We start from the raw sequence: 25,690 nt of genomic DNA on the forward strand, positions 1-25,690 counted from the left end.
GGGCCGCAGTTTCTCAAGCCTGCCGGCACTTGGCAAGCAGCTTGTCGAAAAGCTGGCCTAGCTGTTGGCTGACGAGGGCAGGATCGGGGTGATCCACACGACCGCGGACCAGCAAGATAATATCCAGACCCTGAAGGCTCTGTTGGCGAAGCCGGAACTGTTCACGGGCTCGGCGCTTGATACAGGCCCGGTCAACTGCCCGTTTGGCGCGCTTGCGTCCAATCACCAGACCCAGTCGAGGCAGGGGTTCCTCTGAGGCTTTTGCCATCAACAAAAACGAAGCATTGCCCACCTTCCAGGAAGCGTGGTCAAAAACAGCCTGATAGTGGGAACCGGTGAGAAGTCGGTGTTGCCGGGTAAAGGCCTGGGACAAAGGCACAGTTACCTCAGCCGGAGGGCAGGAGAAAACGGTTGGCTTAGGCAGCCAACCGCTTGCGACCCTTGGCACGGCGAGCAGCCAGTACCTTGCGACCATTCTTGGTGGCCATACGGGCACGGAAACCGTGGGCGCGCTTGCGCTTCAGTACGCTGGGCTGAAATGTACGTTTCATGGCGTCTTACCTGTGGAAATAGACTGCTATTTAGAAGGGCGGCAAGTCTAGGGAATCCTGCCCGCAGTGTCAACGATATTGGGTGACGGGATTGTCGCCGGAAGGGGCGGATCTTTGGGGTGTTCCCGCTCACTGGAGCCTGACAGCAAACATGGCTTTTCTTTGTGGGTGCAATGTCTCCTGTGCTGAAACGGTTTTTAGCCCAGGCGTGGAATTGCACGTTCACGGAGCGCAGCGAAGGAATGCCCGCAGGGTGAGCGAAGCGAATAACCGACGCTCCAACCGCTGACTGTGGAGGCCCCCCAACACTTCATCCGATTCATTACCGCTCTGATTCACGCCCTTTACGGATTGAGGGTTGAACCTTGAGCATGTTCGACCCCTTTTGAAACGGTCACTGTTAATAGAATTTATATATTTAAGTATTTATTAGTTGTATTGGTAGTTATAGGGCTCGCCGGATTCAGTGGGTAAGTCTTGAAAACACAATAAATTCAATATCTTGGTGTAATTATAACTTGCGTACTACCTTGTGTTGTCTGCGGGGATGATGCGGGGAAGACCTGTCATTAACTGTGTGTATAAGTCATCCCTGTGGTTATCCACGGGGTTGTCCCTGTGGGAATTCACATGGTTATAGTCGTAGTTATCCACAGAGTGAATGATTGCAAAAAATGCCTCTTGCCCTGTGGATAGATGCGCCTGCCTGAGGGTAGAATGGCTGGCTCGATTCGGGTTCACCTTGAGCCCTCTTTCTCTGTATAACGACAAGCGAGCAAGGCGGTTTTTGTGTCTGAAGAGCTCTGGCAACGCTGTCTGACGCGGCTCGAAGATGAGTTGCCGTCACAGCAATACAACATGTGGATCCGCCCGCTACAGGTTGCGGCGTCCGCAGATGGTGCCGAGCTGACCCTGTTTGCGCCCAACCGCTTTGTGGTGGACTGGGTGCGCGACAAGTACCTGGACCGGATTGGCGAGGTACTGGGTGAGATGCAGTCAGGGCCGTTGCCGCAATTGCGTCTGGAGGTCGGTTCCAGCCGCCCTGCTCCTGCGCCTGTGGCGCCCGCGGCAGAGCCTGCCACGGCTCGCCCTGCCTCCCAGCCCTTCAATGGCATTCAGGCGCATCAAGAGGCTCCTGAGTCTCGTCCCCCCGTGGCGGAAGTCGGTGGTGCCCGCAAGCACCGTAGCAATCTCAATACCGGCTTTACGTTTTCCACCTTTGTCGAGGGCAAGTCGAATCGCATGGCGGCGGCGGCGGCCCAGCAGGTAGCGGAGAACCCGGCCAGCCATGGCTATAACCCGCTGTTGTTGTATGGCGGTGTGGGGCTCGGCAAGACTCACCTGATGCATGCGGTGGGCAACGAGCTGATGCGCCGTAACCCCAATGCCAAGGTGGTGTACCTGCACAGTGAGCGCTTTGTGGCGGATATGATCTCGGCGCTGCGTAACAAGACCATCAATGAGTTCAAGCGCTTCTACCGTAGTGTGGATGCCCTGTTGATTGATGATATTCAGTTTTTTGCAGGAAAGGAGCAGTCCCAGGAAGAGTTCTTCCATACCTTCAATGCTCTGCTGGAAAACGGGCAGCAGATCATCCTTACCTGCGACAAATTCCCGAAGGAAGTGGACGGCCTGGAAGAGCGTCTCAAGAGTCGCTTTGGCTGGGGGTTGTCTCAGCCCATGGAGCCGCCGGAGCTGGAAACCCGTGTCGCGATTCTCAAGAAGAAGGCGGAAGAGGCCAAGGTCGACCTGCCCAATGATGCCGCCTTCTTTATTGCGCAACGAATCCGGTCTAATGTACGGGAACTGGAAGGGGCGCTGCGGCGGGTGATCGCCCATGTGCGATTTACGGGTGCGCAGATCGATATCGGGCTGATCAAGGAAGCGTTGAAGGACCTGATTGCCCTTCAGGCGCGGCAGATCAGTATCGACAATATTCAACGGGTTGTGGCCGAGTACTACAAGATCAAGATCAACGATCTGCTTTCGCCCCGGCGAACCCGCTCGGTGGCGCGTCCACGTCAGGTGGCCATGGCGCTCTCCAAGGAGTTGACCAGCCACAGCCTGCCGGAAATCGGTGAGAACTTTGGTGGCCGGGATCACACCACCGTACTGCACGCCTGCCGTAAGGTGCTGGAGTTACGGGAATCCAGCCCGGAAATTGAAGAAGATTATCAGAACCTGCTGCGGACGCTGACGTCCTGAGCAGGGACCACATCCAGGAAGGTAACCAGAACGGGATAGCGCGATGAAATTCTCAATCAATAGAGAACAGCTCCTCAAGCCCTTGCAGCAGGTGGCTGCGGTGGTGGAAAAACGTCAGACCCTGCCGGTGCTCTCCAATGTGTTGCTGGAAGTGGGCGATGGGCAGCTTTCCATGACGGGCACGGACCTGGAACTGGAGCTGGTCGCTCGCCTGCCGCTGGAAGGGGAAATGCAGCCGGGTGAAACCACAGTGCCGGCACGCAAGCTGGTGGATATTGCCAAGAGCTTGCCTGCCGAAGCGGATATCCGGTTTGAGGTCGATGGCGAGCGCATGCTGGTGCGTTCCGGGCGTAGCCGGTTCACCCTGTCCACCCTGCCCGCCTCCGAGTTCCCCAACCAGGAAGAAGATGCTGCGGGTTCTACGCTTGATATCCAGCCCAATGTACTGCGCAGCCTGATTGACCGCACCGCGTTCTCCATGGCCCAGCAGGACGTTCGCTACTACCTCAATGGCATGTTGTTCGAGCTCAAGCCGGGCCGTCTGCGTGCGGTTGCCACCGATGGCCATCGCCTGGCATTGTGCGATGCCGAGCTGGAGGCACCGGTAGAAGAGGCTTCTGTCATTCTGCCGCGCAAAGGGGTTATGGAGCTGTCTCGTATCCTTGGGGATGCCGGTGAAGTCGCGCGGCTGACGATCGGTCGCAACCATGTGCGGATCGTGGTGGGCGCGATTACCTTCACCTCCAAGCTGGTCGATGGCAAGTTCCCGGAATACGATCGTGTGATTCCCAAGGAAGGCACCCGGCACGTGATTGCCGATCGTGAAACCCTGCGCCAGGCGCTGGCCCGGGTGGCGATTCTTTCCAATGAAAAGTACCGCGGCGTGCGTGTCCAGCTGGCCGAAGGCAGCCTGCGTATTGTGGCCAACAACCCCGAGCAGGAAGAAGCGGAAGAGGAAGTGTCCGTGGACTTCAATGGCCAGCCGCTGGAAATCGGCTTTAACGTGAGTTATCTGCTGGATGTGCTGAATACCATGTCTGGCACCCAGGCGGAACTGGAGATGGGTGACAGCAACAGCAGTGCCCTGGTCTTCGATCCGGAGAGTAAAGCGGCACTGTATGTGGTGATGCCCATGCGGCTGTGATGTGACCTGACTGTTCTGGATAGAAAAAGCCCGGCATTTGCCGGGCTTTTTTGTGGTTTATCGTTGATGAGCGCGTCAGCCTCTTCCTTCTCGTGGTTCATTCAAGGAGCCTCTGAATAACGCCTTGCATGCTCCGCGTGTCCTGAAGCGTGCAGCTGTCTTGTCTCGAGGGTAAGGGTGTGGAGGCAAGGCGCAGCAGATGGGCGCTCCAGGCCGCGCCTGTATGCTCGTCAGGGAGCGTAGGGTCTTCCAGGCTGGCCCGCACTCGTTGTTGCGCTTCTTTCGAAGGTGAAGAGCCGATGGATGGATATACACCTTCAAAAGCGCGCCTCTCTTTACCTTTTAGCCCATAGAGGGGGTGAGCCAGCCTGAAAGACTGGGTACGCAAGGAGTTGTTCAGAGGCTCCTTTAGCTTGGGCTAGGGGTTTCTTTGTCCTGTGGATAGGTCTGTGGGTAGCCTGTGTCTTGCTGTGGAGAAAGGTGGCTTGGGGGCGCAGGCAGTCCGGGGCTGCCTGCGCTACAATCAATGTCCAATTCGTTTGCCGGTGCGGTTGTTTTGCGCTGGTGCCAGTGCTGTCTTTGGGGTCAGGATCCGGATTTATGTTGAATCGTCTCCAGCTGGGAGATTTTCGTAACTACCGTCAGGCGGATGTCAGCCTGTCTCCTTCCCTGAATGTAATCCTGGGTGATAACGGCAGTGGCAAGACCAGCCTGCTAGAGGCGATCTATTTTATTGGTAGTGGCGGGCGTTCGTTTCGGGGTGGTCGCCTGTCTCGTCTTGTGCGTGACGGGGCGGAAGCTGCGACGCTCTACGCGGAAGTGCATGATGGTGAAAGTGTTCGCCGTCTTGGGGTTCGCCGGACGCCGGGCGGCATTGATGCGATCAAGCTGGATGGTGCTACCCCGAAGGCCCTCAGTGAGGTGGCCACATTGCTTCCGGTATTGGCGCTTCATCCCGGCTCCGTGGACCTGGTGTTTGGGGCTTCGGCTCTGCGTCGCCGCTTTATGGACTGGGGAATGTTCCACGTGGAACATGAGTTTATGCCCCTCTGGCGCACCGCCAATGCTGCGTTGAAGCAACGCAATGCGCTTTTACGCAGTGGCAGCATAAACCCGCGGGAATTGGGCTTTTGGGATCAGCAACTGGCGCAGACTTCTGATAGAATCGAAGGGTTACGCCGCAGCTATTTGAAAGAACTGCAGGCTGGACTTGATGACGCCCTGGCTGTGCTATCGCCGGACATGAAGATCCGTTTACGGCTGCAGACCGGGCGCCAAAAAGGCGAAGACACTCTTGCTGCGCTGCAGCGCTTGCGGCAAGACGATATCCGCAGGGGGTTCAGCCAGGCGGGGTTTCACCGGTCGGATATTCGCATTGATATCGGTGAGGTAGTGGCCCGGGACCGGTTGTCCCGTGGTCAGGCCAAGCTGGTGGCGTATGGCATGGTGTTGGCCCAGTTACCGCTGATACAGCGAGTGGGCAAGGTATGTACCCTGCTGGTGGATGATCTGGCCGCAGAGCTGGACGAAGAGCACCGTCACCGTCTGCTTCAATACCTGGCGATGACGGGCCACCAGACATTGATAACCGCGCTGGATGCGCCCCAATGGGCGGCCATCGTGAATGACAACAACGCTTTACAGGCGATCGAGAGCAAAATGTTCCACGTGGAACATGGCAAGCTTCGATCCCTTACCGGGAGTGAATAAGGAAAGAGCATGGCGGAGAAAAATTACGATTCATCCAGCATCAAGGTGCTGAAAGGGTTGGATGCCGTTCGCAAGCGCCCCGGCATGTACATTGGTGACACGGATGATGGCACCGGTCTGCATCATATGGTCTTTGAGGTGGTGGATAACTCCATCGATGAAGCTCTTGCTGGCTTCTGTTCCGAGATCAAGGTTGTCATTCACCCGGACGAATCCGTCTCCATTCAGGATAATGGTCGCGGAATTCCGGTGGATATCCATGAGGAAGAAGGGGTTTCAGCGGCAGAGGTAATCCTCACCGTACTGCACGCCGGCGGCAAGTTCGATGACAATACCTACAAGGTATCCGGCGGGCTGCACGGTGTAGGGGTGTCCGTAGTAAATGCCCTCTCCGAAGAGCTGAAGCTGACGATTCGGCGTAATGGTCAGGTCCACGAGCAGATCTACCGTCATGGCGTACCGGACAAACCCCTGGATGTCGTAGGTAACACGGACTCCAGCGGGACCAGCATCCACTTCCGCCCTTCTGCTGAGACCTTCAGCAACATCAAGTTCCACTACGACATTCTGGCCAAGCGCCTGCGTGAACTGAGCTTCCTGAACTCCGGTGTGCGTATTCATCTGAAAGATGAGCGTAGCGGTGAAGAGGAAGTGTTCGAATATGAAGGGGGCCTGAGTGCCTTTGTCAGCTTCCTGAACGAGAACAAGACGCCACTGAATCAGGTGTTTCACTTCCAGTATGACCGTGAGGAAGACGGTATTGCCGTGGAAGTGGCCATGCAGTGGAATGATTCCTACCAGGAAAACATCTTCTGTTTCACCAACAATATCCCCCAGCGGGATGGCGGTACCCACCTGGCGGGGTTCCGGGGGGCGTTGACCCGTACCCTGAACAACTACATGGACAAGGAAGGTCTGCTCAAGAAAGAAAAGGCCAACCCGTCCGGTGATGACGCGCGGGAGGGCCTGACAGCGGTGATTTCCGTGAAGGTGCCGGATCCCAAGTTCTCCAGCCAGACCAAGGACAAGCTGGTGTCCTCCGAGGTCAAGGGGGCGGTAGAGCAGACCATGGGAGAGCTTTTCCAGGACTATCTGCTGGAAAACCCGGGTGAAGCCAAGGCCATTACCCAGAAGATCATTGATGCCGCGCGTGCACGGGATGCGGCCCGTAAGGCGCGCGAAATGACCCGTCGTAAAGGGGCGCTGGATATTGCCGGCTTGCCAGGCAAGTTGGCGGATTGCCAGCAAAAGGACCCTGCCCTCTCTGAACTGTACATTGTGGAGGGTGACTCTGCGGGGGGCTCGGCCAAACAGGGCCGCGATCGCAAGAATCAGGCGATCCTGCCGCTGAAGGGCAAGATCCTCAATGTGGAAAAGGCGCGTTTCGACAAGATGCTCTCTTCCCAGGAAGTGGGCACCCTGATCACGGCCCTGGGCTGCGGTATCGGCCGTGATGAATACAACGTGGAAAAGCTGCGTTACCACCGCATCATCATCATGACCGATGCGGACGTGGACGGCTCCCACATTCGTACCTTGCTGCTGACCTTCTTCTTCCGTCAAATGCCAGAGCTGATTGAACGTGGCTATGTGTATATTGCCCAGCCGCCGCTGTACAAGGTGAAGAAAGGCAAGCAGGAAACCTATATCAAGGATGATCCGGCCATGGAGGAGTACCTCACGACCCTGGCATTGGAAAAGACCTCCTTGTACCCGGGTAACGATGCGCCGCCGATCAGTGGTGAACCGCTGGCCAACCTGATTGCGGAATACCGCAATGTGATGAAAATTGTGGATCGTCAGTCCCGGGTCTTCCCTGAGGAAGTGCTGGAGCAAATGATTTACATGCCCTCCCTGTCTGAAGACAGCCTGAAAGACCAGGCGGGCATGGAAAGCTGGTGTGAGAGTCTGGGCAAGCGTGTGGATGCCATTACGGATGCCACCCAGACCTTTACCATCAGTGCCCGCAAGGACGAAGAGCGTGGCCTCTTCTTGCCGCGTGTGCGAGTACTTGCTCACGGTGTACCCCGCGAATATCAAGTGACTATCGATTTTCTTCAGTCTCCGGACTACCAGAAGATCAAGGCACTGGGCGAGACCCTGGAAGGCCTGCTGGCAGAGGATGCCTATGTGCAGCGTGGCGAAACCCAGCGGCCGATTCGCCACTTTGCGGAAGCGCTGGAGTGGCTGATGATCCAGGCCCGTCGCGGTACGGCTATCCAGCGATATAAAGGGTTGGGTGAAATGAATGCCGAGCAGCTGTGGGAAACGACTATGGATCCCGAGAGCCGCCGTATGCTGCAGGTGACCATCGAAGACGCCATTGCGGCGGACCAGATCTTTACCTGCCTGATGGGCGATGATGTGGATCCCCGTCGTCAGTTCATCGAGTCCAACGCGTTGCAGGTATCGAACCTGGATGTGTAATTAACGCAACAGGCAACACGCTAAATCGAGGCCGCAGACACTGCGGCCTTTGTTTATCAACCGGCGCCAGCGTGGAGCGATCCTGTTGGTCAGGAGCGAGTAACGAGTGTCGAAAACCTTTAAGCCATCAGATCTGCTGATTTTGCCTTTCGAAACTCGCGACTTTGTGATCGCGCCGCGAGCGACGCGCCTACGGGAAGCTGATGCTGATTGCGTCAATTGATGATGAACCCATAAAAAAAGCGAACCCGATGGGTTCGCTTTTTCTTTACGTGCAAGCGTGTCGGCGTTGCCTTACACCGCAAAATCTTCCAGCTTGGCGCCTTTGGCCAGCGCATCCTGCAACCACAGCGGACGTTTACCGCGGCCAGTCCAGGTGTTGCTGCTGTTGTTGGGGTCGCGGAATTTCACTGCAGCAGGTTTGCGTACCCCTGCTTTTTTCTTGCCAGCCGTTTTCTTGCGAGGGGTCTTTTTCTTGTCGTTGGGCTTCAGCAGTTCAGAAGGATCTACGCCCAGTTCCTTGGCCATCTTTTCCAGTACCGCCTGGGCATTTTTCAGCTCAGCCTTACGCTTTTTATCCAGTGCGGCTTCCGCCTGCTTGATCAGTTTTTCCAGTTCGTCGATGGAAAGTTCATCAAGATTGATGGTCATTATAATGCCCTTGTGATTTGTCATTTAACTGCGCGACGACTCTAAGTATTTTAAGCAGGGTTGGCAATAACGGTGTAGTTAAAATAGCTGTGGCGCAGGAAACTGCCGTGGTGGGAGTATGCCTGCAAGCTCCCATAGCTAATGATCTGACGACGGCAACCTTTCTCTACCCTGGATAATGCTCCTGAATCCACTGCTGTACTTCTGCAGTGACCTGCTGGGCTTTCTTGCCTTCTGTGCCGATCGGGGGGCTGATGCGAACGGTGATGGTGCCGGGATAGCGAATCCAGGTGCCTTTGGGCCAGCAATCACCGCTGTTGCTACTGATGGCTACCACCGGGACACCGGCCTGGCAGGCCAGCATGGTGCCGCCATGATTGAAGCGACCGATGGTACCCGGGAGTTGGCGGGTCCCCTCCGGGAAAATGACTACCGGTAGTCCCTGTTGCAGCCGTTCCTTGCCTTGCTTGAGCAGGGATTTCAGTGCGGCATTGCCTTTGCTGCGGTCAATGCGAATGGGGTTGAGCAGGGCCAGCCCCCAACCGAAAAACGGGATCCACAACAGCTCCCGTTTGACCACGGTAGTCTGCGGACAGATGAGCGTTTGCAGGAAAAAGGTTTCCCAGCTGCTCTGATGATTGGAGAGCACCACGCAGGGGGTATCGGGCAGGTTATGGGCCCCTTCCAGCTTCACCTTCACCCCATTGAGGTGGCGGTCGAGCCACATGGTCAGGTGAGTCCACTGGTTGATAAAACGATGGCGGGGGCGCATCGGCAGCCAGAAGCCAACGATGACGCAGAAAAAGCTGTAAATAATTCCGGCAAGGTTATACAGCACGAAAAACAGCGCGCTGCGAACCTTGATCGACAGCGACGGTGTGTCGTGCTGCATACCTAGTCCTTCAAGGTGTGATCAACAAAGTCGGCAAGAGAATCAAAAATAGCCACGTCACCCAAGTTCTCGGGCAGGCCCTTGTCCAGGGTCTTTTGTCCTTTACCGGTGAGTACCAGTACCGGTTGGCAGTGGCGAGCGATTCCCGCTTGCAGGTCCCTAAGGCTATCACCAATCAGTGGCGCTCCGGTGACATCGCCATACTCGGTAACAATCTGGTCGATCAGTCCGGGAAGGGGTTTGCGGCAGTCGCAGCCATCGTCCGGGCCGTGGGGACAGTAGAAAATACCGCCCATTTCACCGCCCTGCGCGGCGACCAATTCACGCATCCGCGCATGCATGGCATCCAGGGTGGCCACGTCGTAGTAGCCACGACCAATCCCGGACTGATTGGTGGCTACCACCACGGTATATCCGGCCTGGCTGAGCCGTGCGATGGCCTTGATGCTGCCCGGGATTGGAACCCATTCGTCTACCGTCTTGATGTAGGCATCGGAGTCTTCGTTAATGACCCCGTCGCGGTCGAGGATAATGAGTTTGTTCATGAATAAACCCTGTGCCTTAGTTGTAGGAGCATCGCTCGCGGCGCGAACATCTTGGCCTGGGACGGGTAACGAGTTTCTAAAACCTTGAAACCGAATGGTCTGAGGGTTTTATCTTTCGAAACTCGTTTTCATCACTCACGACGTTGTGATCGCGCCGCCAGCGACGCTCCTACAGCAGTGTTGGGTGTATAAACAAAGGCCGCAGTGACTGCGGCCCGGTTTTGCGTGTTGCTTGATGCGTGCAGTGTGTTGCGTCTTACTCTTGCAGCAGACTGATGTCGGCCACGTTCAGGAACAGGTCACGCAGGAATGCGAGCAACGCCAGCCGGTTGTTGCGTACGGCTTCATCTTCGGCCATCACCATCACGGTGTCGAAGAAGGCATCGACCGGTTCACGCAGCTCGGCCAGCATTTCCAGCACGCCCTGATAGTCACCCTGCTCCAGCAGCGGTTCGGATTGCTCATAGCTGGCCACGACCAGATTGGTCAGGGTCTGTTCGGCGTCGTCTTCCAGAAGAGCGCCGTCGATCTCTTCGGGCGGTTCCCCGTCGAGCTTGGCCAGAATGTTGGACACCCGCTTATTGGCGGCGGCCAGCGCGGCAGCTTCTTCACGCTGCTGGAAATCGGCAACGGCTTTCACGCGTCGGTCGAAATCCAGTGGCTTGCGGCAGGCGTCGTCGATGGCCAGTACCGACAGGATCACCGGGGTGGCAATGCCCCGCTCCTGGTACATGGCGCGGTAACGGCCCTTGATGAAATCGAACGCCTCGTCGATCTGGCTGGCATCAATGCGTTCGCCAAGTTGCTGGCCTGCCTGATCGAGCAGCTCACGCAGGTCAATGGCGAGACCGTTTTCGATGATGATGCGCAGCACCCCCAGGGTGGCGCGACGCAAGGCATAGGGATCCTTGGTGCCGCTGGGCTTCTGGCCGATGCCGAAGATGCCCACCAGGGTATCAATCTTGTCGGCCAGAGAGACGGCCATGCCAGTCTTGCTCTGCGGCAGGCTGTCGCCGGCGAAGCGCGGCAGGTACTGCTCGTACAGCGCGTTGGCGACCTCTTCCGGCTGGCCTTCACGCTGGGCCAGGTAGTAACCCATGATGCCCTGCATGGTGTCGAACTCGTACACCATCTCGCTGTTCAGGTCGGCCTTGCTCAGCTCGCCCGCCAGTTTGGCCTGGGCCGCATCGCCACCAATCTGCTCGGCAATCACTGCCGCCAGGGCACCAATGCGCTGGCATTTGTCCGCCACGGTACCCAGCTGCTGCTGGAACACCACATTGGCCAATCCCTCGCCGTGTTGCGCCAGGGTCTTCTTGCAATCGTTGTCGTAGAAAAACGCCGCATCGGCCAGACGCGGACGAATCACTTTCTCGTTGCCGGCGATGACCTGTTCAGCATCCTTGGACTGGATGTTGCTGATGGTAATGAACCTGGGCATCAGCTTGCCGTTGGCGTCCAGAACAGAGAAGTACTTCTGGTGTTCTTCCATGGCGCTGATCAGTGCTTCCTGGGGGACCCGCAGGAAGTCCTCGTCGAAGCTGCCGGTGAGGGCTTCAGGCCATTCCACCAGCGCGGTAACTTCGTTGAGCAGGTCAGGGTCAATCTGCGCCGTGCCGCCGGCCTGCTTGCCCGCGGCAATGGCCTGTTCTTCGATCATGGCCTTGCGGCGATTGAAGTCAGCGATCACATGACCGTCATTTTCCATCCGTGTCGGGTATTCACCGGCGTTGGCCAGCTCGATGGCACCCGGTGAGTGGAAACGGTGGCCATAGCTGGTGCGACCGGATTGCAGGTCCAGCAACTCGAACGGCACTACTTCGTCACCAAACAGCGCCACAAGCCAGTGCGCGGGGCGCACAAACTGTACCTTGCGTTTGCCCCAGCGCATGCGCTTGGGGATCGGCAGTTTCTGAATGGCCTGGGCAAAGAATTCCGGCACCAGCTCAACGGTGGGCTTGCCCTGCTCGGTAATGTTGGCGACCAGACGTTCGCCCTTGCCGGTGTCCTGGCGGCCCAGTTGGTCCACGGTCAGACCCAGTGAAGCGGCAAAGCCCTGGGCGGCCTTGGTGGGGTTGCCGTCCTTGTCGAAGGCCGCCTGTACGGCCGGACCCTGGCGTTCGATGTCACGGTCAGCCTGCTTGTCGTCCAGGCCACGTACCAGTACTGCCAGACGACGGGGGGCGGCAAAGCTTTCTACGTCACCGTGATTCAGTCCTGCTTCATCCAGCTGGCGAACAAACTCGTCGGTGAGCGCCGCACTCAGGTTCGGCAGCGCTTTTGGGGGCAGCTCTTCGGTGCCCAGTTCAATCAGCAAATCCCGGGACATTATTTCTTCCCCTTCTTGTTCGCCTGTTTGGCGGCTTTCTCATCCTGCTTTTGCAGCTCTGCCATCACTTCCTCACGAATGGCGTCGTCGGCCATGGGGAAACCCAGCGTGCGGCGCGCATCGAAGTAGGCCTGGGCCACGGCCCGCGCCAGGGTGCGTACCCGCAGGATAAAGCGCTGGCGTTCGGTGACAGAGATGGCCTTGCGGGCATCCAGCAGGTTGAAGGTGTGCGAGGCCTTCAGGACATATTCATAGGCGGGCAGCGGCAGGCCGGCCTCGATCAGCTTGGTGGACTCGGATTCGAACAGGTCGAACTGCTTGAACAGCTCTTCCACGTTGGCGTGCTCGAAGTTGAACGTGGACATTTCCACTTCATTTTGCAGGAACACATCACCGTAGGTGACCTTGCCGAAGGGACCATCGGACCACACCAGATCGTAGACCGAATCCACGCCCTGGATGTACATGGCGAGACGCTCAAGACCGTAGGTGATTTCCCCGGTCACCGGGTAGCAGTCGATGCCGCCCACCTGCTGGAAGTAGGTGAACTGGGTCACTTCCATGCCATTGAGCCACACTTCCCAACCCAGTCCCCAGGCGCCCAGCGTTGGGGATTCCCAGTTGTCTTCCACAAAGCGGATATCATGGACAAGCGGATCAAAACCCAGCATGCGCAGGGAACCCAGGTACAGCTCCTGGATGTTGTCCGGCGACGGTTTCAGGACCACCTGGAACTGGTAGTAGTGCTGCAGCCGGTTGGGGTTTTCCCCGTAACGGCCGTCGGTGGGACGACGGGAAGGCTGCACGTAGGCACTGTTCCAGTTCTCCGGGCCGATGGCGCGCAGGAAGGTAGAGGGGTGAAAGGTACCCGCACCGACTTCCATATCCAGTGGCTGTACCACCACGCAACCTTGCTCTGCCCAGTATTGCTGAAGGGCCAGAATCAGGCCCTGAAACGTCATGATATCCGTCTGCGGTTGTTCCGCCATGGTGAATCCTGTTGTTCAATACATTTTCCGCGAAGGCGCAAGTATACCGGGCCGTCCGCAGCGGTGATACCGCTGTTGCGCCTCTCGCAACTACTGACAGCAGGGTGTCAGTAGACACCGGGTAGAATGGTGTGGATATCGGCCGGCAGGCCGTCAGGCGACATATCACAGGGAAGAGCATGCGACGCGCGGAACGCTTGTTTCAGATCGTACAGATCATCGGGGCCAACCCCTGGACCACGGCCCAGACTCTGGCGCAGCGCCTGGAGGTGTCGGAGCGCACCATTTACCGGGATATTGACCATCTGTGTGGCAGTGGCGTGCCGGTCTACGCCCAGGCGGGCAAGGGCTATGCCCTGCTGGAGGGGTATCAACTGCCTCCGCTGATGTTCAGTGCCGAGGAATGGCAGGCGTTGCTGACCGGGTTGGCCATGGCGCAAGGTTGGGCTGGGCAGCGCCAGGCGGGAGTTTTGCAGGCCGTTCAGGAAAAACTCGCCATGGCGGTGCCGGCCCGGTTACGGGCGCAGACCGCGACGGTAACCGCGCCAGCCTTGCCCGAGCGAAGGATGCTTGGTGCGTTGCTCGATCCCCTGCAGCGGGCTATCGCCGATCAGGTGAAGGTGCAGATTCATTACCGCGATGCCCTGAACGCCCAGAGTGTGCGTACGCTTTGGCCGTTGGGGCTGTATTTCTGGGGCCATTGCTGGACCCTGGTGGGATGGTGCGAATTGCGCAGGGCATTTCGGCATTTTCGTGTCGACCGGATCGTCATTCTGCAAACCCTGGGCAGCCATTATCCAGTCATGCCTGGTCAGACGCTTGCGGATTATCAAGCCCTGGAAATCGAACAGTGTGAAAAGAGAGAAGCCGATGAAAGACCGCTGTCCCTGGTGCGGGGATGACCCGCTCTATCAGCGCTACCATGATGAAGAATGGGGCGTTCCGGAATATGACGATCAGACCCTGTTCGAGTGCCTGAATCTGGAAGGTGCCCAGGCGGGCCTCAGCTGGATCACGGTGCTGCGCAAGCGTGAGCACTATCGGCAGGTTTTTGATGGCTTCGATCCGGAAAAGATCGCCCGTTATGACGAGGCGAAGGTGGCTGCCTTGCTGGCGGATCCCGGGATTATCCGCAATCGACTCAAGGTGGCGGCCACCATTGGCAATGCCCAGGCCTTTCTCGCCATGCGTGATCGCGGACAGAGCTTGTCAGGCTTTCTCTGGGATTTTGTCGACGGTACCCCGACGATCAACCATTTTGCGACGCTTGCCGAGGTGCCGGCCCTGACGTCCACCGCTGAAGCCATGAGCAAAGCCCTGAAAAAAGCCGGCTTCAAGTTCGTTGGCCCCACCATTGCCTATGCCTTCATGCAGGCGGTGGGCATGGTCAATGATCACCTCATCACCTGTCCGAGGCACCGGGAGTTGTGCTGACGCAGGCCCAGGCAGAGGTCACAGAGAAAACCGCCTTTCCTACCCTAATCCCTGGGGTCTCTGCGGTAAATCGGCCTTTGAAAACGCTGACAATCGCGCCGCCAGCGACGCGCCCACGGCAAGGGCGGTAGGAGAATTCAAACGGGCTTTCCCGAAATATGTGATGGACCCCCACACGGCCTTTCTTACGTCCTGTCTGCGAGAACAAAGTGGGAAACGACAAAGTTGGTACGCCCCTTGCTGAGTCCAAGGATGGAGAGTAGTCAAAGACAGGATGTCGTTCAGGGTACCCAGCAATGAATAACAGCAAGCCCATCCTCATCATCAAGACCGGCAACACCTATCCCCAGATCAGCCAGCACTATGGGGACTTTGATCACTGGATTCACGCGGGGCTTGGCAATAGCCCGGCTTCTGTAATCAGTGCCCACCAGGGTGAGCCGCTGCCCGAACCGACATCGTTGGCCGGGGTGGTGATCACCGGCTCCCACGCCATGGTCACAGAGCAAACTCCCTGGATGCGGACCCTGACCCACTGGCTTTATCGCCTGGTAAAGGATAGCCCGGCGATGCCGGTGCTGGGGTTGTGTTTTGGGCATCAACTGCTGGCCCATGCCCTGGGGGGGGAAGTGGCTGACAATCCGATGGGAATGGAGGTGGGGACTGTGCCCCTGCGGCTCACCGAGGCGGGGCATCACGATCCGTTATTGAGCGCCATCGTCGGGCATCCGTGGGCACAAGTGGTGCACAGGCAGTCAGTACTGACGCCGCCCCGGGGTGCCACGGTGCTTGCCAGCAATGTGCATGACGCCTGTCAGGCCTTCCGGTACGGGGAGTGTGTCTGGGGGGTGCAGTTTCATCCCGAGTTCAGCGCTGATGTAATGCGTGCCTACCTGCAGGCGTTGAGCGGTGACAGCCTTACCCAGCAGCAGGTGGATACCCATCTTCAGGATGTGCGGGAGTGTCAGGATGCCAGCAGCATCCTGGCCCGTTTCGCCCGCCTGACGTTGCCGCAGGTGGCCTAGGAGCAAGCGACAAGCTTCAAGCTACAACGCGGCGGGTCTCGTCATTAAGCAGGCCGCCCTGCCCGTGCTCCTGATTCGGTCCGCGTAGGGCATTTCAGACACGATGAAGATTCCCGCGTTGTCGCTCGCGACTTATTCTGCCTGTTCACCGAACACCGCGCCGATCAGGGCACTGCCCTGCTGGAAGGGGTTCTGGCGGATCTGGGTTTCCTGCTCGCCGATGCGGGTGTAGAGCTGGTCCATGCTGGTGTCGATAACGTACTTTTCCAGGTCCAGGTTCGGCTTGTTGGTAAGTGGTAACTTATCGTAGGCCGCCAGTAATGTCTGGTATTGATCATAGAACCCGGTCTTGCGCAGGTTGTCTTCCACAATAGGTTCAAAACGCTGGCGCAGGCTGGTTTCCGTCTCCCCGCGGAAATAGGTGGTGGCTGCGGTGTCCCCGCCCTGAATAATGCCCAGGGCATCATCCACACTCATGGCATTGATGGCATTTTTGAACACCGGGGCGCCCGCCGCGACGGCCTTTTCTGCCCCCCGGTTCATGGCGGTTTCGAGCTGGTCTACATAACGGCCAAAGCCAAACTGGCGCAGGGTGTTGGCCACCGGCTGGGCAGCGTCCGGCAGTTGCAGGTTCATGGCCCCTTCGCGGGACAGCTGGGCAGCAGCGGTATCGGTGCCCTTGATCAGGGCTTCCTTGATGCCGGCGACCAGCCGCGACTCGGTATCGTAACCGGCGTCCTTGGCCATCTGGTTGCCTGCGTTGACCCAGGGCATGACCGCTTCCATGTGCTGACACCCGGTCAGCGCCAGGACAAGCAACAGGGGGACAAGAGAAAGTCGTGTCTTCAAGGGAGTCTCCTTTGTTTTGGCGGACATGCTACTGCACCCGTCCGGGCGGCTAAACTGTTCATTGAGTTGAAAGTTCAAAGTGGAAAAGCGCGGAACAGGCACCGCCTGATTTAAACCATGAACCCAGCGTCCCTAGCGCCCCTAGCGGCAAGCGCGGGCACGGCCTGGCATCCGGATCGGCTTGGCCCGCGTTTCAACTTTGAACTTTCAACTTTACACTCGCTTTCCATGACCGAAGACGATTACCGCGAACAACACAAGCAACGCCTCGCCTATATGCCCTGGCTGTATGCCCGGCTGAAACCGAAGCATCGCGCCTGGGCCGAGCCGTGGCAGCAGGCCCTTCAGCAACGCTGGATGGCGCTGGAAACGGTGACATTTGGAACGGACTGTTTTGTGGCGCCGCAGGCGGTGCTGCTGGCAGAACCCGGTCGCGACATTATCGTCGGTGATGGCAGCCAAATCGCCGCAGATTGCGTCATTCACGGGCCGGTACGCCTGGGCCGAAATGTCAGTCTGAACCACCATGTGACTCTGGAAGGGGGGGCCGCCGGGGTGCATATCGGCGACGGCTCCCGTATTGCCGCTTACTGCACCTTTTATGCCTTCAACCACGGTGTGCATGCAGACCGTCCGGTGCGCGAGCAGCCGGTCACGTCAAAGGGGATCCACATTGGCAAGGATGTCTGGGTGGGCGCCCGGGTCGGGATCGTGGACGGGGTGACTCTCGGGGATCACGCCGTGGTGGGGATGGGGGCCGTGGTTACCAAGGATGTACCCCCCTGGACCATCGTGGCGGGCAACCCTGCCCGGCCCATTGGCCGCCGGCCAGGTGCGTCCCCTGAACACCCCTCGACATAGCCGGTAACATCCTTCTTGTTGAACGTTGTTTAGTTGTTTGGCATTTTAATTGAACACCGTTAAACAAGAGGGTTTCACCATGGATGAAAGTGCGATTCAACGACACTCCGGGGGCTGGCTTTTTTACGTCAAGGCGGCATTCGGGATCAGCCTGGGGTTGATGGTGCTGGGCATCGTCTGGTTACCCACTGACCTGTGGATCAAGGGCTACCTGGTGATGGGCATCATGTTTGTGGTCGGTTCCACCATCACCCTTGCCAAGACCCTGCGCGATGACCATGAGGCCCGGCGTCTGATCAACCGGATCAGTGAGGCGAAGACGGAAAGATTGTTGAAGGAATACACCGACTGAAACCGGTCGAATGTCAGATGTGAATAAGGAGAACACCATGGCAACAGCGTGGAACAAACTGAAAACCCTGATGCGAGGCCAGGCCCGTATCAGCATGGAGCAGATCGTCAACGCCAATGACATGCTGCTGCTGGACCAGCAGCTGTATGAAACCGAGCAATCCCTGCGTGACGCGCGCCGTCAATTGGCAAGGCTGATGGCGGAAGAGAAACTGAATCAGCGCCGTGCCGATGAGTTGAGCAGACAGAGTCGGCACTATGAGGAGGGGGCCCGCCAGGCCCTGGCGGCAGAGAATGATGTCCTGGCACTGGATATCGGCAAGCGTCTGGCGGATCTGGAGCAACAGCAAAGCCGCCTTGCCCGGCAAGGCGTGACGCTGGAGCAACAGAAAACCGAGTTTCAGGCGTTTATCAAACAGGCAGCAGATACCCTGAAAACCCTGCGCCAGGAGCAATCCATGGCGCGCAGCCAGGAAACCCTGTTTGGAGAATCCCGGCAACGCCATCAAGACCAGCGCGGTCTGGCGCAGCGACTGTGCGACAGCCAGCAGACCCTGCAGCTGATTCAGCAACGACAGGAAGAATGTCGCCTGTTGTGGCAGAGTGAAGCGCAGTTACACGGGGATCGCCTGGGCGACAGCCTGGACCAGCGCATGGCGGAAGCGGGGATCGGCGATCACCAGAGCCGTCGGGCAGAAGAGATTCTGGCTGGGTTGAAAAGCTGATTTTTACCACAGAGAACACAGCGTTCACCGAGAAAGACGTTTCGCAAAGCCTGCCAGGAATCTCCCGTGGGAGCGGTGGTTCCACCGCGATACTTCGGCCCGGACGCCTTCGCGGTCGAACGGCCGCTCCCACAGGGTGTATGGGTTTCCTCTGCGCCCTCTGTGGCAAACGGCCTTAAAGGTGTTATGCGAGTTAATAAGGAGTTGCTGTGGCACGTCGTAACCAACACAGCCGTGAAGAATTGCAGGCGCTGGCAATACAGGCGGTACGGGACCTTGTGGCTGAACACGGGTTGGAGAAACTCAGTGTGCGCAAGGTGGCAGAGCGCATCGGTTATACCGCCGGCATGCTTTACCATGTGTTCGCCAATCTGGATGATCTGATTCTGCAGGCCAATGCGGATACCCTGGCGCAGCTGCTTGAGGCGATGATTGATTGCCCGTCGCCTGAGGCTCGTGAGCAATTGCAACATATGGCCCAGGTCTATGTGTCCATGGCACAGGACCACACGCCGCTGTGGAAGATGGTATTCATGCATCAAATGCAGAATGCTGCGGAGGTTCCCGAGTGGTATCAGAAAAAGACGGCGGCCCTCTTTCGTGAGGTGGAGGTCCGCATGGCAAAACTGGCCGAGCGGCACGACACTGCACAGATTCATCTGGCCGCCAGGACGTTATGGGGAAGTGTGCACGGCATTGCCTTGCTGGCAGCGGATGACAAGCTGGTGGTCGCCGGGGATGTCAATGCGCAGGCGATGATCGAATCGTTATTGCAGCATTATCTGAATAGTTGGGCGGAGGCATAGTTTAAATTTTGAACGTTAAACTCAGCCCTTCCCTACCAAGGAAGAAAAAGGCGAAAAAATGAAAAAAGGGTTGTTCTCTCTGCTGGCGTCACGCCGTTTCGGGCCGTTCTTTTTTACCCAGTTTTTAGGGGCCTTTAATGACAATGTGTTCCGCCAGGCGCTGATCCTGCTGATTGCCTCCGGTGTGGTGACAGGCCTTAGTGTGAACACCCTGAACAATGTGGCCCTCGCGCTGTTTATCCTGCCATTCTTCCTGTTCTCGGCACTGGCCGGCCAGGTGGCCGACAAATACGACAAGGCCAGCCTGGTGCGCAAAATCAAGTTCGTTGAGGTCTGCATCATGTCCGCGGCGGCGGTGGGTTTCTTCTTCGACGCGGTGTATTTTCTGCTGGCCGTGCTGTTCTGCATGGGGCTGCAGTCCACCTTCTTTGGCCCGATCAAATACTCCATCATTCCCCAGCATCTGGATGACAAGGAACTGGTCTCCGGCAATGCACTGGTAGAAATGGGCACCTTTCTGGCCATTTTGCTCGGCTCCATTTCCGGCGTGCTGCTGAAGATGGAAGGGGTCGGCGATGGGGTGGTGGCCGTGGCAGTCATCGGGCTGGCAGTGTTGGGCTATCTGGCGGCCCGGGGAATTCCCTCCGCTCCGGCGGCGGATGGCGAACTGAAACTGAACTGGAATCTGTTCAAGGAAACCTGGCATATCGTTGGCTACGCCCGCGAAGTGAAATCGGTGTGGATGTGTGTGTTGGGGATCTCCTGGTTCTGGTTTCTCGGGGCGGCCTATACCACTCAGCTGAAAGTGTACGTGGATGATTATCTGCTCGGCACCGATGGTCTCTATGCGCTGTTGTTGGGAACTTTCTCCATCGGCATCGGGCTGGGCTCGTTCCTGTGTGAAAAACTGTCCGGCAAGCGGGTGGAGTTGGGGCTGGTTCCTTTGGGCTCCATCGGCCTGAGTGTGTTTGGTATCGACCTGTTTTTCTCCTATGCCGGTCTTGCCGGTACGGGGCAGGTAGATATCGCGGGCTTCCTGCAGCAGGCAGGCGGCTACCGTGTGCTGCTCGACCTGCTCGGTATTGGTGTGTTCGGCGGGTTCTACATCGTGCCGCTGTTTGCGTTTATCCAGCACCGCGCCAACCCGAAACACTTGTCGCGGATCATTGCTGCCAACAACATCATCAACGCCCTGTTGATGGTCCTTTCGGCGGTGGCGGGCATCGTGCTGATCGGTTTTCTGGAGCTCACGGTTCCGCAGTTTTTCCTGGCGCTGGCCATTACCAATGTACTGGTGGCGAGCTATATCTACAGCGTCGTGCCGGAGTTCCTGATACGCCTGTTGGTGTGGATGCTTACCCACACCCTGTACCGGGTGAAGCATGAGGGGATGGACAACATTCCTGAAGAAGGCCCATGCATGCTGGTGTGTAACCATGTGAGTTACGTGGATGCATTGCTGCTGGCCGGGGCGATCCGTCGCCCGGTGCGTTTTGTGATGTTCAAACCGATTTATGACATGCCGCTGTTGAACTACATCTTCCGCACCGGCAAAACCATTCCCATCGATTCCAAAACCCGTAACCCGGCCATTTACGAACAGGCGTTTGTGCGTATCCGCGAAGAGCTGGCCGCTGGCGAGGTCGTGTGCATCTTCCCGGAGGGCAAACTCACCAGTGACGGCGAGATTGACGAATTCCGTGCCGGTATCGAGAAGATCGTCGGCGAGACGCCGGTACCGGTGGTTCCCATGGCACTGTCCGGACTGTGGGGGAGCTTCTTCAGTCACAAGGGAGGCAAGGCGCTTACCCGCCTGCCAAGCCGCTTCTGGTCACGGATCAAACTGGCGGTGGGACACCCGGTGGCGCCAGAACAGGTTGATGCCACGGATTTGCGAACCCGGGTGCTGGCCCTGCGTGAGCGCCCCTGAGGCCACAGCGGCAGTGCAGGTTGCGCAAAGCATACGGACGGTAACTTGCGAATTGGCCAAAACCCCGGACACTCGACAATAATAGTGGGTCTGTAACCCCTCACCACAATAACAACAGGGATTCAGCGTGTCAGAATCTTCCTTGTCGCCCGCCGGACTGCGGGCGCGCCTCCAGCAGTTGCTGCTGCAACTGCCCCCGGTTCAACGGGCGGATGCCCGTTTTCATCAGGTCGAGCATGATGTGCTCCAGACCCTGAAGCAGCGTCTTGAAGCGCTGGAGACCCCTGGCGAATTGGCCGGCCCCCCGGAGAACCTGCATCAGCTGTTGGATGTGTCCCTGGAGCAAAGCCGTGATCAGGCGGAAGACATGCTGGTGCGCCAGTTGCTGGCCGGGCTGACCGCCGATGAGGTGCGTATTCTGGCTGCACTGTCTGATGGCAGCGCGTTTCCCATGCTGGCCCTGTACAGCGGAGGCCGGTTTTCCCGTGGCCAAATCCTGTTCCGTCATTCCAACGTGGGTCGTGCCGCCGGAATTCAATGCACCGACATGATTGGCACCTACCTGCAGCGGTTGTTCAGCCAGGGTTGGGTGATTGCTACCGGTTTTGAAGAAGCCAACCGGACTGACTATGAATTGCTGGAAGGCGACAGCGGTTTCCGCCGCGCTATGTCCGGGCTACAGACGCACTGGCCGAAAGTGAAACCTCACCGGGAAACCCTGCGGCTCGGGCCCATGGGTCAACAGATGTGGGCCCTGCTCAGTCAGCCGGCTGAGGCGGATCTGTCAGGCGATGAGGAGTAAGGCGTGATTACCGATATCGACCTGATTCTCGCAGACATCCAGGCCAACTGGTTGTTGTATCTGTCCATGCCCTTCGTGGCCGCGGCGATTGGTTATGGCACCAAGGTGGTGGCCATCAAGATGATGTTCAAGCCGCTCAGCTTTATGGGTATCCGCCCGTTTCTGGGCTGGCAGGGCATTGTTCCGCGCAAGGCGGCCACCATGGCCAGCATCGCCTGTGACCTGATGATGGAACGGCTGCTCAAGCCGGAGGATGTTTTCAACAAGCTCGACCCGCATCGGGTGGCGGAAGAAATTCGCGATCCGCTGATTCGCTCGGTGGACGACATCACCCGTCAGGTTGCGGCGGAGTACCAGCCGGGCCTGTGGGAGTCTGCTCCGGAATCGGTGAAACGGCTGGTGATTCAGCGCATCCAGAAAGAAGCCCCGCACATGGTCGAGCAGATCATGGAGGATATCAAAAGCAATATTCACCGGGTGTTCGACCTCAAGGATCTGGTCATCAATGCCCTGGTGCGGGACAAGGAACTGCTCAACCGGGTGTTCCTGGAAGCCGGTCATGTGGAGTTCAAGTTTATCCGCAATTCCGGTATCTGGTTTGGGTTTGCTATCGGTATTGTTCAGGCCGTGGTCTGGGCCTTGACCCATAATGTCTGGGTGATTCCGCTGTTTGGGTTGTTCACCGGCTGGTTCACCGACTGGCTGGCACTGAAGATGATCTTCAATCCCAAGCAACCGGTGCGCTACCTGGGGTTGTTTGAATGGCAGGGCCTGTTCCTGAAACGGCGCAAACAGGTGGCCGCCCGTTACGGCGAACTGGTGGCCAGCGAGATTGTCACCCCGGCGGCGGTGATCGAGGCTATCCTCAAAGGGCCGCTGTCGGACCGCTTGTTTGGCCTGGTACAAAAACAGGTACAACGCACCCTGGACGAACAGGCTGGTCTGGCCAAGCCGCTGGTGGTGTTTGCGGTGGGCAGCACCAAATACCAGGAAATGAAACGGTCGGTGGCCGACAAGGTGATGGAAGCGTTGCCGGAAACCCTGAGCCACATGGAAGCCTATGCCGAAGAAGCCATGGACCTGAAGAACCTGTTGGTCAACAAGATGCAGGAGCTAACCGAGGAAGAATTCGAGGGACTGCTACGGCCGGCTTTTCAACAGGACGAGTGGATTCTGATTACCGTCGGCGCGTTGCTGGGGTTCCTGGTCGGAGAGATGCAGGTGCATGTAATGCTGCACTTTGCGGTGCCGGTGGCGTGACGGTCCTGCAGCAGCCTGGCAGGCCGTTGCGGTTAGGGCAGTAAGAGCGGAGGCAATGCAGGTCCATATTGTCTGCACATTTGGCTGACAGTATCTTGAATTTGAACCGTCAATCAGGAGCAAGCCAATGGCCAGCCAGGACACCACTGAACGTTACGGAACCGTCACCCGCCTGTTGCACTGGAGCATGGCATTGCTGATTGCCTGGCAGTTCCTGTCGGCGATTGCGCATTATGGGTTTGAAGACAGTGCGTTCGAGGCCTTTTTCTGGCCGACCCACAAACCTCTAGGCCTGCTCCTGATGATCCTGATTGTGGTCCGCCTGCTGTGGGCCCTGAAGAACCTGGCCAGCCGTCCGCCCTCCATCAACCTGCCCGCCAAACTGGGTCATCTTGGCCTCTATGCGTTGCTGCTGTTGGTCCCTGCGTTGGCACTATTGCGACAATATGGCTCCGGTCGGGCCTTTGATCCGTTTGGTATTGCGCTGATGCCGGGTGGCGGTGACAAGATCGACTGGATGGTGGATCTGGGATCACTGCTTCATGGGGAGTTGGGGTGGGTACTGCTGGCCATGATCGCCGGTCACATCGCCATGGCCTTTGTGCACCGTCACCAACCCGGCCAGATCAATGTGCTGCCGCGCATGTGGGGTAAATGACGGCTGGACGAGCTCTTTCCACTCCCTTGGCAGTCGCCCTGACCCGGATCAGGTTTTCCAGGAACGGTTTGAAATCCGCAATTTAAGACATTGACCACTATCCTTCCCCGGAGGGCGCTTTAGAATGCGCCCTTTAATAAAAAAGTACTGGGGAAAAATCATGGTTATGGAACGACTCAAAGGGGTATTTGAGGTCAAGGGACTGCTGGGGGGGATCGTTGGGGCACTGGTCTTGCTGGTGGTAGCGAACAAGTCCATCTTCTATGCCGAACCGGGATATGTGTATCACGTGCGGACCATTCTGGGTCAGGAACATGTGGTCAGCGATGTGGGGTATCAGTTCTTCTTCTTCGGGCGCTGGAACTCCTGGAAGCGCGCGCTGACGGTACAGGCCGTGCGCGGCGGCAGTGAAACGCTGGATTATGTGGAAGTCGAACACTCGGAAACATCCGCTGCCTTGCCGCCACAGAACATCATGTTCCTGGATCAGGTGGATGCCAATGCCCAGGCCACGGTCCGCTTTACCATTCCCACGGACCAGGACACCTTCCTGCGCCTGGCCCATGAATATCGCACCCCGGAAAACCTGTTGCGCACTGCCCTGATCCCGGCCTTCAAGGAAACCCTGCAGGCCAACGCTTCTCTGATGAGCGCCGAAGAGTACTACTCCGGTGGCCGTACCGAATTCAATACCGAATTCGAAAACCAGATGATCAACGGCATTTATATCGTGCGTCGCGAAGAAGTCAGCCAGAAACGCGTCGGTGATATCAAGGGCTCTGCCAACGTTGCCATGGGCACGGATCAGCAGGATTACGGAGATGACAGCAAGGTAATCTTCGTGGTGCGCAAGATGCTGGATGAGACCGGTATTCCACTGCGTAAATCCCAGCGCTTTATCGATTACGGCGTCTCCGTGGTGGAAGCCCGTGTGACTCAGATGGATCCCAACCAGCGTTTTGTCGAGCGCATGCAACTGAAACAGAAGGCGTCCGCCGACCGCGCCATCGCCCGTGAGCAGCGGGTCCAGGAAGAAGAGCAGCGGTTGCTGGCCATTGCCCGCGGGGAGCGTGAAGTGGCAGAACGGCAGGCCAAGGCCAAGGTGGATCAGATCCAGCGCACTACCGAAGCAGAGACGGAAAAGCAGCTGGCCATTACCGAAGCCCAGAAACAGAAAGAGCAATCGGAAATCGAGAAACAGACTGCACAGATCCAGCTGGAAAAAGCCCGTATCGAAGCGGAAACACGTCGTACCCTGGCTGACGCGGAAGCCTACCAGAAGAAAGCGGTGCTGCAGGCGGATAACGCCCTGGCGCAGAAACTGGATGCGGAAATCGAAATCCAGAAAATCTGGGCCCAGGCTTTCGCCAACCGCAAGGTGCCACAGTATGTATTCGGTGGCGGTGAGGGAGGCACGCCTACTGGCTCTGATGGCGAAACGCGTGCCTTCATGCAAATGCTGACGCTGGATGCGGCCAAGCGGTTGAGTTATGACCGGGATGTGAAGAAGTAACCTCTTTCAGGTGACGATGACACCGGTCATCGT

General features: G+C 57.8%; 24 protein-coding genes. 16 read left to right on the forward strand and 8 right to left on the reverse strand.

Translation table 11 applies throughout. From position 1 onward, the window contains the following. Window positions 1–13 precede the first annotated feature (13 nt). Complete coding sequence (rnpA, locus tag Q672_RS28550) at window positions 14–379, reverse strand: ribonuclease P protein component (protein WP_022985930.1); 366 nt, start codon at window positions 377–379, stop codon at window positions 14–16. 37 nt (window positions 380–416) lie between these two features. Further along, window positions 417–551 (reverse strand): 50S ribosomal protein L34, encoded by a 135-nt coding sequence (gene rpmH / locus Q672_RS28555; RefSeq protein WP_008929683.1) that lies wholly within the window; start codon window positions 549–551, stop codon window positions 417–419. 789 nt (window positions 552–1,340) lie between these two features. Here rpmH and dnaA point away from each other — a divergent pair. The 4 genes from dnaA (at window position 1,341) to gyrB (ending at window position 8,037) form a co-directional block, all read left to right on the forward strand. Continuing rightward, window positions 1,341–2,756 (forward strand): chromosomal replication initiator protein DnaA, encoded by a 1,416-nt coding sequence (gene dnaA / locus Q672_RS28560; protein WP_022985931.1) that lies wholly within the window; start codon window positions 1,341–1,343, stop codon window positions 2,754–2,756. A gap of 43 nt (window positions 2,757–2,799) precedes the next feature. Further along, window positions 2,800–3,900 carry a DNA polymerase III subunit beta gene (dnaN, locus tag Q672_RS28565; RefSeq protein WP_022985932.1) on the forward strand — a complete coding sequence of 367 codons (1,101 nt, stop codon included), beginning with the start codon at window positions 2,800–2,802 and terminating at the stop codon, window positions 3,898–3,900. A gap of 600 nt (window positions 3,901–4,500) precedes the next feature. Then, window positions 4,501–5,610 (forward strand): DNA replication/repair protein RecF, encoded by a 1,110-nt coding sequence (gene recF, locus Q672_RS28570; protein ID WP_022985933.1) that lies wholly within the window; start codon window positions 4,501–4,503, stop codon window positions 5,608–5,610. A 9-nt stretch (window positions 5,611–5,619) separates the two neighbouring features. Continuing rightward, window positions 5,620–8,037, forward strand: coding sequence for a DNA topoisomerase (ATP-hydrolyzing) subunit B (gene gyrB / locus Q672_RS28575; RefSeq protein ID WP_022985934.1), 2,418 nt, complete (start codon window positions 5,620–5,622; stop codon window positions 8,035–8,037). Between the two features lie 294 nt (window positions 8,038–8,331). Here the strand turns inward: gyrB and Q672_RS28580 are convergent, their stop codons facing one another. The 5 genes from Q672_RS28580 to glyQ all read right to left on the reverse strand — a co-directional run bounded on the left by Q672_RS28580 (window position 8,332) and on the right by glyQ (window position 13,443). Beyond that, on the reverse strand, window positions 8,332–8,688 hold the full coding sequence (locus tag Q672_RS28580) for an H-NS histone family protein (protein WP_022985935.1): 357 nt from the start codon (window positions 8,686–8,688) through the stop codon (window positions 8,332–8,334). Window positions 8,689–8,854: 166 nt separating this feature from the next. Next, window positions 8,855–9,580 (reverse strand): lysophospholipid acyltransferase family protein, encoded by a 726-nt coding sequence (locus tag Q672_RS28585; RefSeq protein WP_022985936.1) that lies wholly within the window; start codon window positions 9,578–9,580, stop codon window positions 8,855–8,857. Window positions 9,581–9,582: 2 nt separating this feature from the next. Then, complete coding sequence (gene gmhB, locus Q672_RS28590; RefSeq protein WP_022985937.1) at window positions 9,583–10,125, reverse strand: D-glycero-beta-D-manno-heptose 1,7-bisphosphate 7-phosphatase; 543 nt, start codon at window positions 10,123–10,125, stop codon at window positions 9,583–9,585. Between the two features lie 256 nt (window positions 10,126–10,381). Further along, window positions 10,382–12,454 (reverse strand): glycine--tRNA ligase subunit beta, encoded by a 2,073-nt coding sequence (gene glyS / locus Q672_RS28595; protein ID WP_022985938.1) that lies wholly within the window; start codon window positions 12,452–12,454, stop codon window positions 10,382–10,384. After that, entirely contained in the window at window positions 12,454–13,443 is a 990-nt protein-coding gene (glyQ, locus tag Q672_RS28600) for a glycine--tRNA ligase subunit alpha (protein ID WP_022985939.1), read from the reverse strand. The genes glyS and glyQ overlap by 1 nt, the downstream gene beginning before the upstream one ends. A 179-nt stretch (window positions 13,444–13,622) precedes the next feature. Between glyQ and Q672_RS28605 the strand changes: the two genes are divergently transcribed. From Q672_RS28605 to Q672_RS28615, 3 genes are all read left to right on the forward strand, one after another. Beyond that, a complete protein-coding gene (locus Q672_RS28605; RefSeq protein WP_022985940.1) occupies window positions 13,623–14,345 on the forward strand; it encodes a helix-turn-helix transcriptional regulator in 723 nt (240 codons plus the stop codon). Further along, on the forward strand, window positions 14,314–14,877 hold the full coding sequence (locus Q672_RS28610; protein WP_022985941.1) for a DNA-3-methyladenine glycosylase I: 564 nt from the start codon (window positions 14,314–14,316) through the stop codon (window positions 14,875–14,877). The genes Q672_RS28605 and Q672_RS28610 overlap by 32 nt, the downstream gene beginning before the upstream one ends. Window positions 14,878–15,173: 296 nt before the next feature. Continuing rightward, window positions 15,174–15,902: a glutamine amidotransferase gene (locus tag Q672_RS28615; protein ID WP_022985942.1), complete on the forward strand. Its 729-nt coding sequence runs from the start codon at window positions 15,174–15,176 to the stop codon at window positions 15,900–15,902. 132 nt (window positions 15,903–16,034) lie between these two features. Here the strand turns inward: Q672_RS28615 and Q672_RS28620 are convergent, their stop codons facing one another. Next, window positions 16,035–16,751 (reverse strand): DUF4197 domain-containing protein, encoded by a 717-nt coding sequence (locus tag Q672_RS28620; protein ID WP_022985943.1) that lies wholly within the window; start codon window positions 16,749–16,751, stop codon window positions 16,035–16,037. Between the two features lie 228 nt (window positions 16,752–16,979). Here Q672_RS28620 and Q672_RS28625 point away from each other — a divergent pair, with 228 nt between their 5' ends. The 9 genes from Q672_RS28625 (at window position 16,980) to Q672_RS28665 (ending at window position 25,657) form a co-directional block, all read left to right on the forward strand. Next, complete coding sequence (locus Q672_RS28625; RefSeq protein ID WP_022985944.1) at window positions 16,980–17,612, forward strand: acyltransferase; 633 nt, start codon at window positions 16,980–16,982, stop codon at window positions 17,610–17,612. Window positions 17,613–17,691: 79 nt separating this feature from the next. After that, window positions 17,692–17,964 carry a YiaA/YiaB family inner membrane protein gene (locus tag Q672_RS28630; protein ID WP_022985945.1) on the forward strand — a complete coding sequence of 91 codons (273 nt, stop codon included), beginning with the start codon at window positions 17,692–17,694 and terminating at the stop codon, window positions 17,962–17,964. Between the two features lie 37 nt (window positions 17,965–18,001). Then, window positions 18,002–18,688, forward strand: a complete 687-nt coding sequence (locus Q672_RS28635) for a PspA/IM30 family protein (protein ID WP_031226692.1) — start codon at window positions 18,002–18,004, stop codon at window positions 18,686–18,688. Between the two features lie 209 nt (window positions 18,689–18,897). Next, on the forward strand, window positions 18,898–19,494 hold the full coding sequence (locus tag Q672_RS28640) for a TetR/AcrR family transcriptional regulator (RefSeq protein WP_022985947.1): 597 nt from the start codon (window positions 18,898–18,900) through the stop codon (window positions 19,492–19,494). A 58-nt stretch (window positions 19,495–19,552) separates the two neighbouring features. Continuing rightward, window positions 19,553–21,424 carry an MFS transporter gene (locus tag Q672_RS28645; protein ID WP_022985948.1) on the forward strand — a complete coding sequence of 624 codons (1,872 nt, stop codon included), beginning with the start codon at window positions 19,553–19,555 and terminating at the stop codon, window positions 21,422–21,424. Between the two features lie 127 nt (window positions 21,425–21,551). Next, window positions 21,552–22,226: an Abi-alpha family protein gene (locus Q672_RS28650; RefSeq protein ID WP_022985949.1), complete on the forward strand. Its 675-nt coding sequence runs from the start codon at window positions 21,552–21,554 to the stop codon at window positions 22,224–22,226. A 3-nt stretch (window positions 22,227–22,229) separates the two neighbouring features. Next, window positions 22,230–23,486 carry a hypothetical protein gene (locus Q672_RS28655; protein ID WP_022985950.1) on the forward strand — a complete coding sequence of 419 codons (1,257 nt, stop codon included), beginning with the start codon at window positions 22,230–22,232 and terminating at the stop codon, window positions 23,484–23,486. 127 nt (window positions 23,487–23,613) lie between these two features. Beyond that, complete coding sequence (locus tag Q672_RS28660; protein WP_022985951.1) at window positions 23,614–24,144, forward strand: cytochrome b; 531 nt, start codon at window positions 23,614–23,616, stop codon at window positions 24,142–24,144. Window positions 24,145–24,304: 160 nt separating this feature from the next. Then, a complete protein-coding gene (locus Q672_RS28665) occupies window positions 24,305–25,657 on the forward strand; it encodes an SPFH domain-containing protein (RefSeq protein ID WP_022985952.1) in 1,353 nt (450 codons plus the stop codon). Window positions 25,658–25,690: the final 33 nt, after the last annotated feature.

The sequence above is a fragment of the Alcanivorax sp. P2S70 genome (assembly GCF_000475295.1).
GTDB classification, from domain to species: domain Bacteria; phylum Pseudomonadota; class Gammaproteobacteria; order Pseudomonadales; family Alcanivoracaceae; genus Alcanivorax; species Alcanivorax profundi.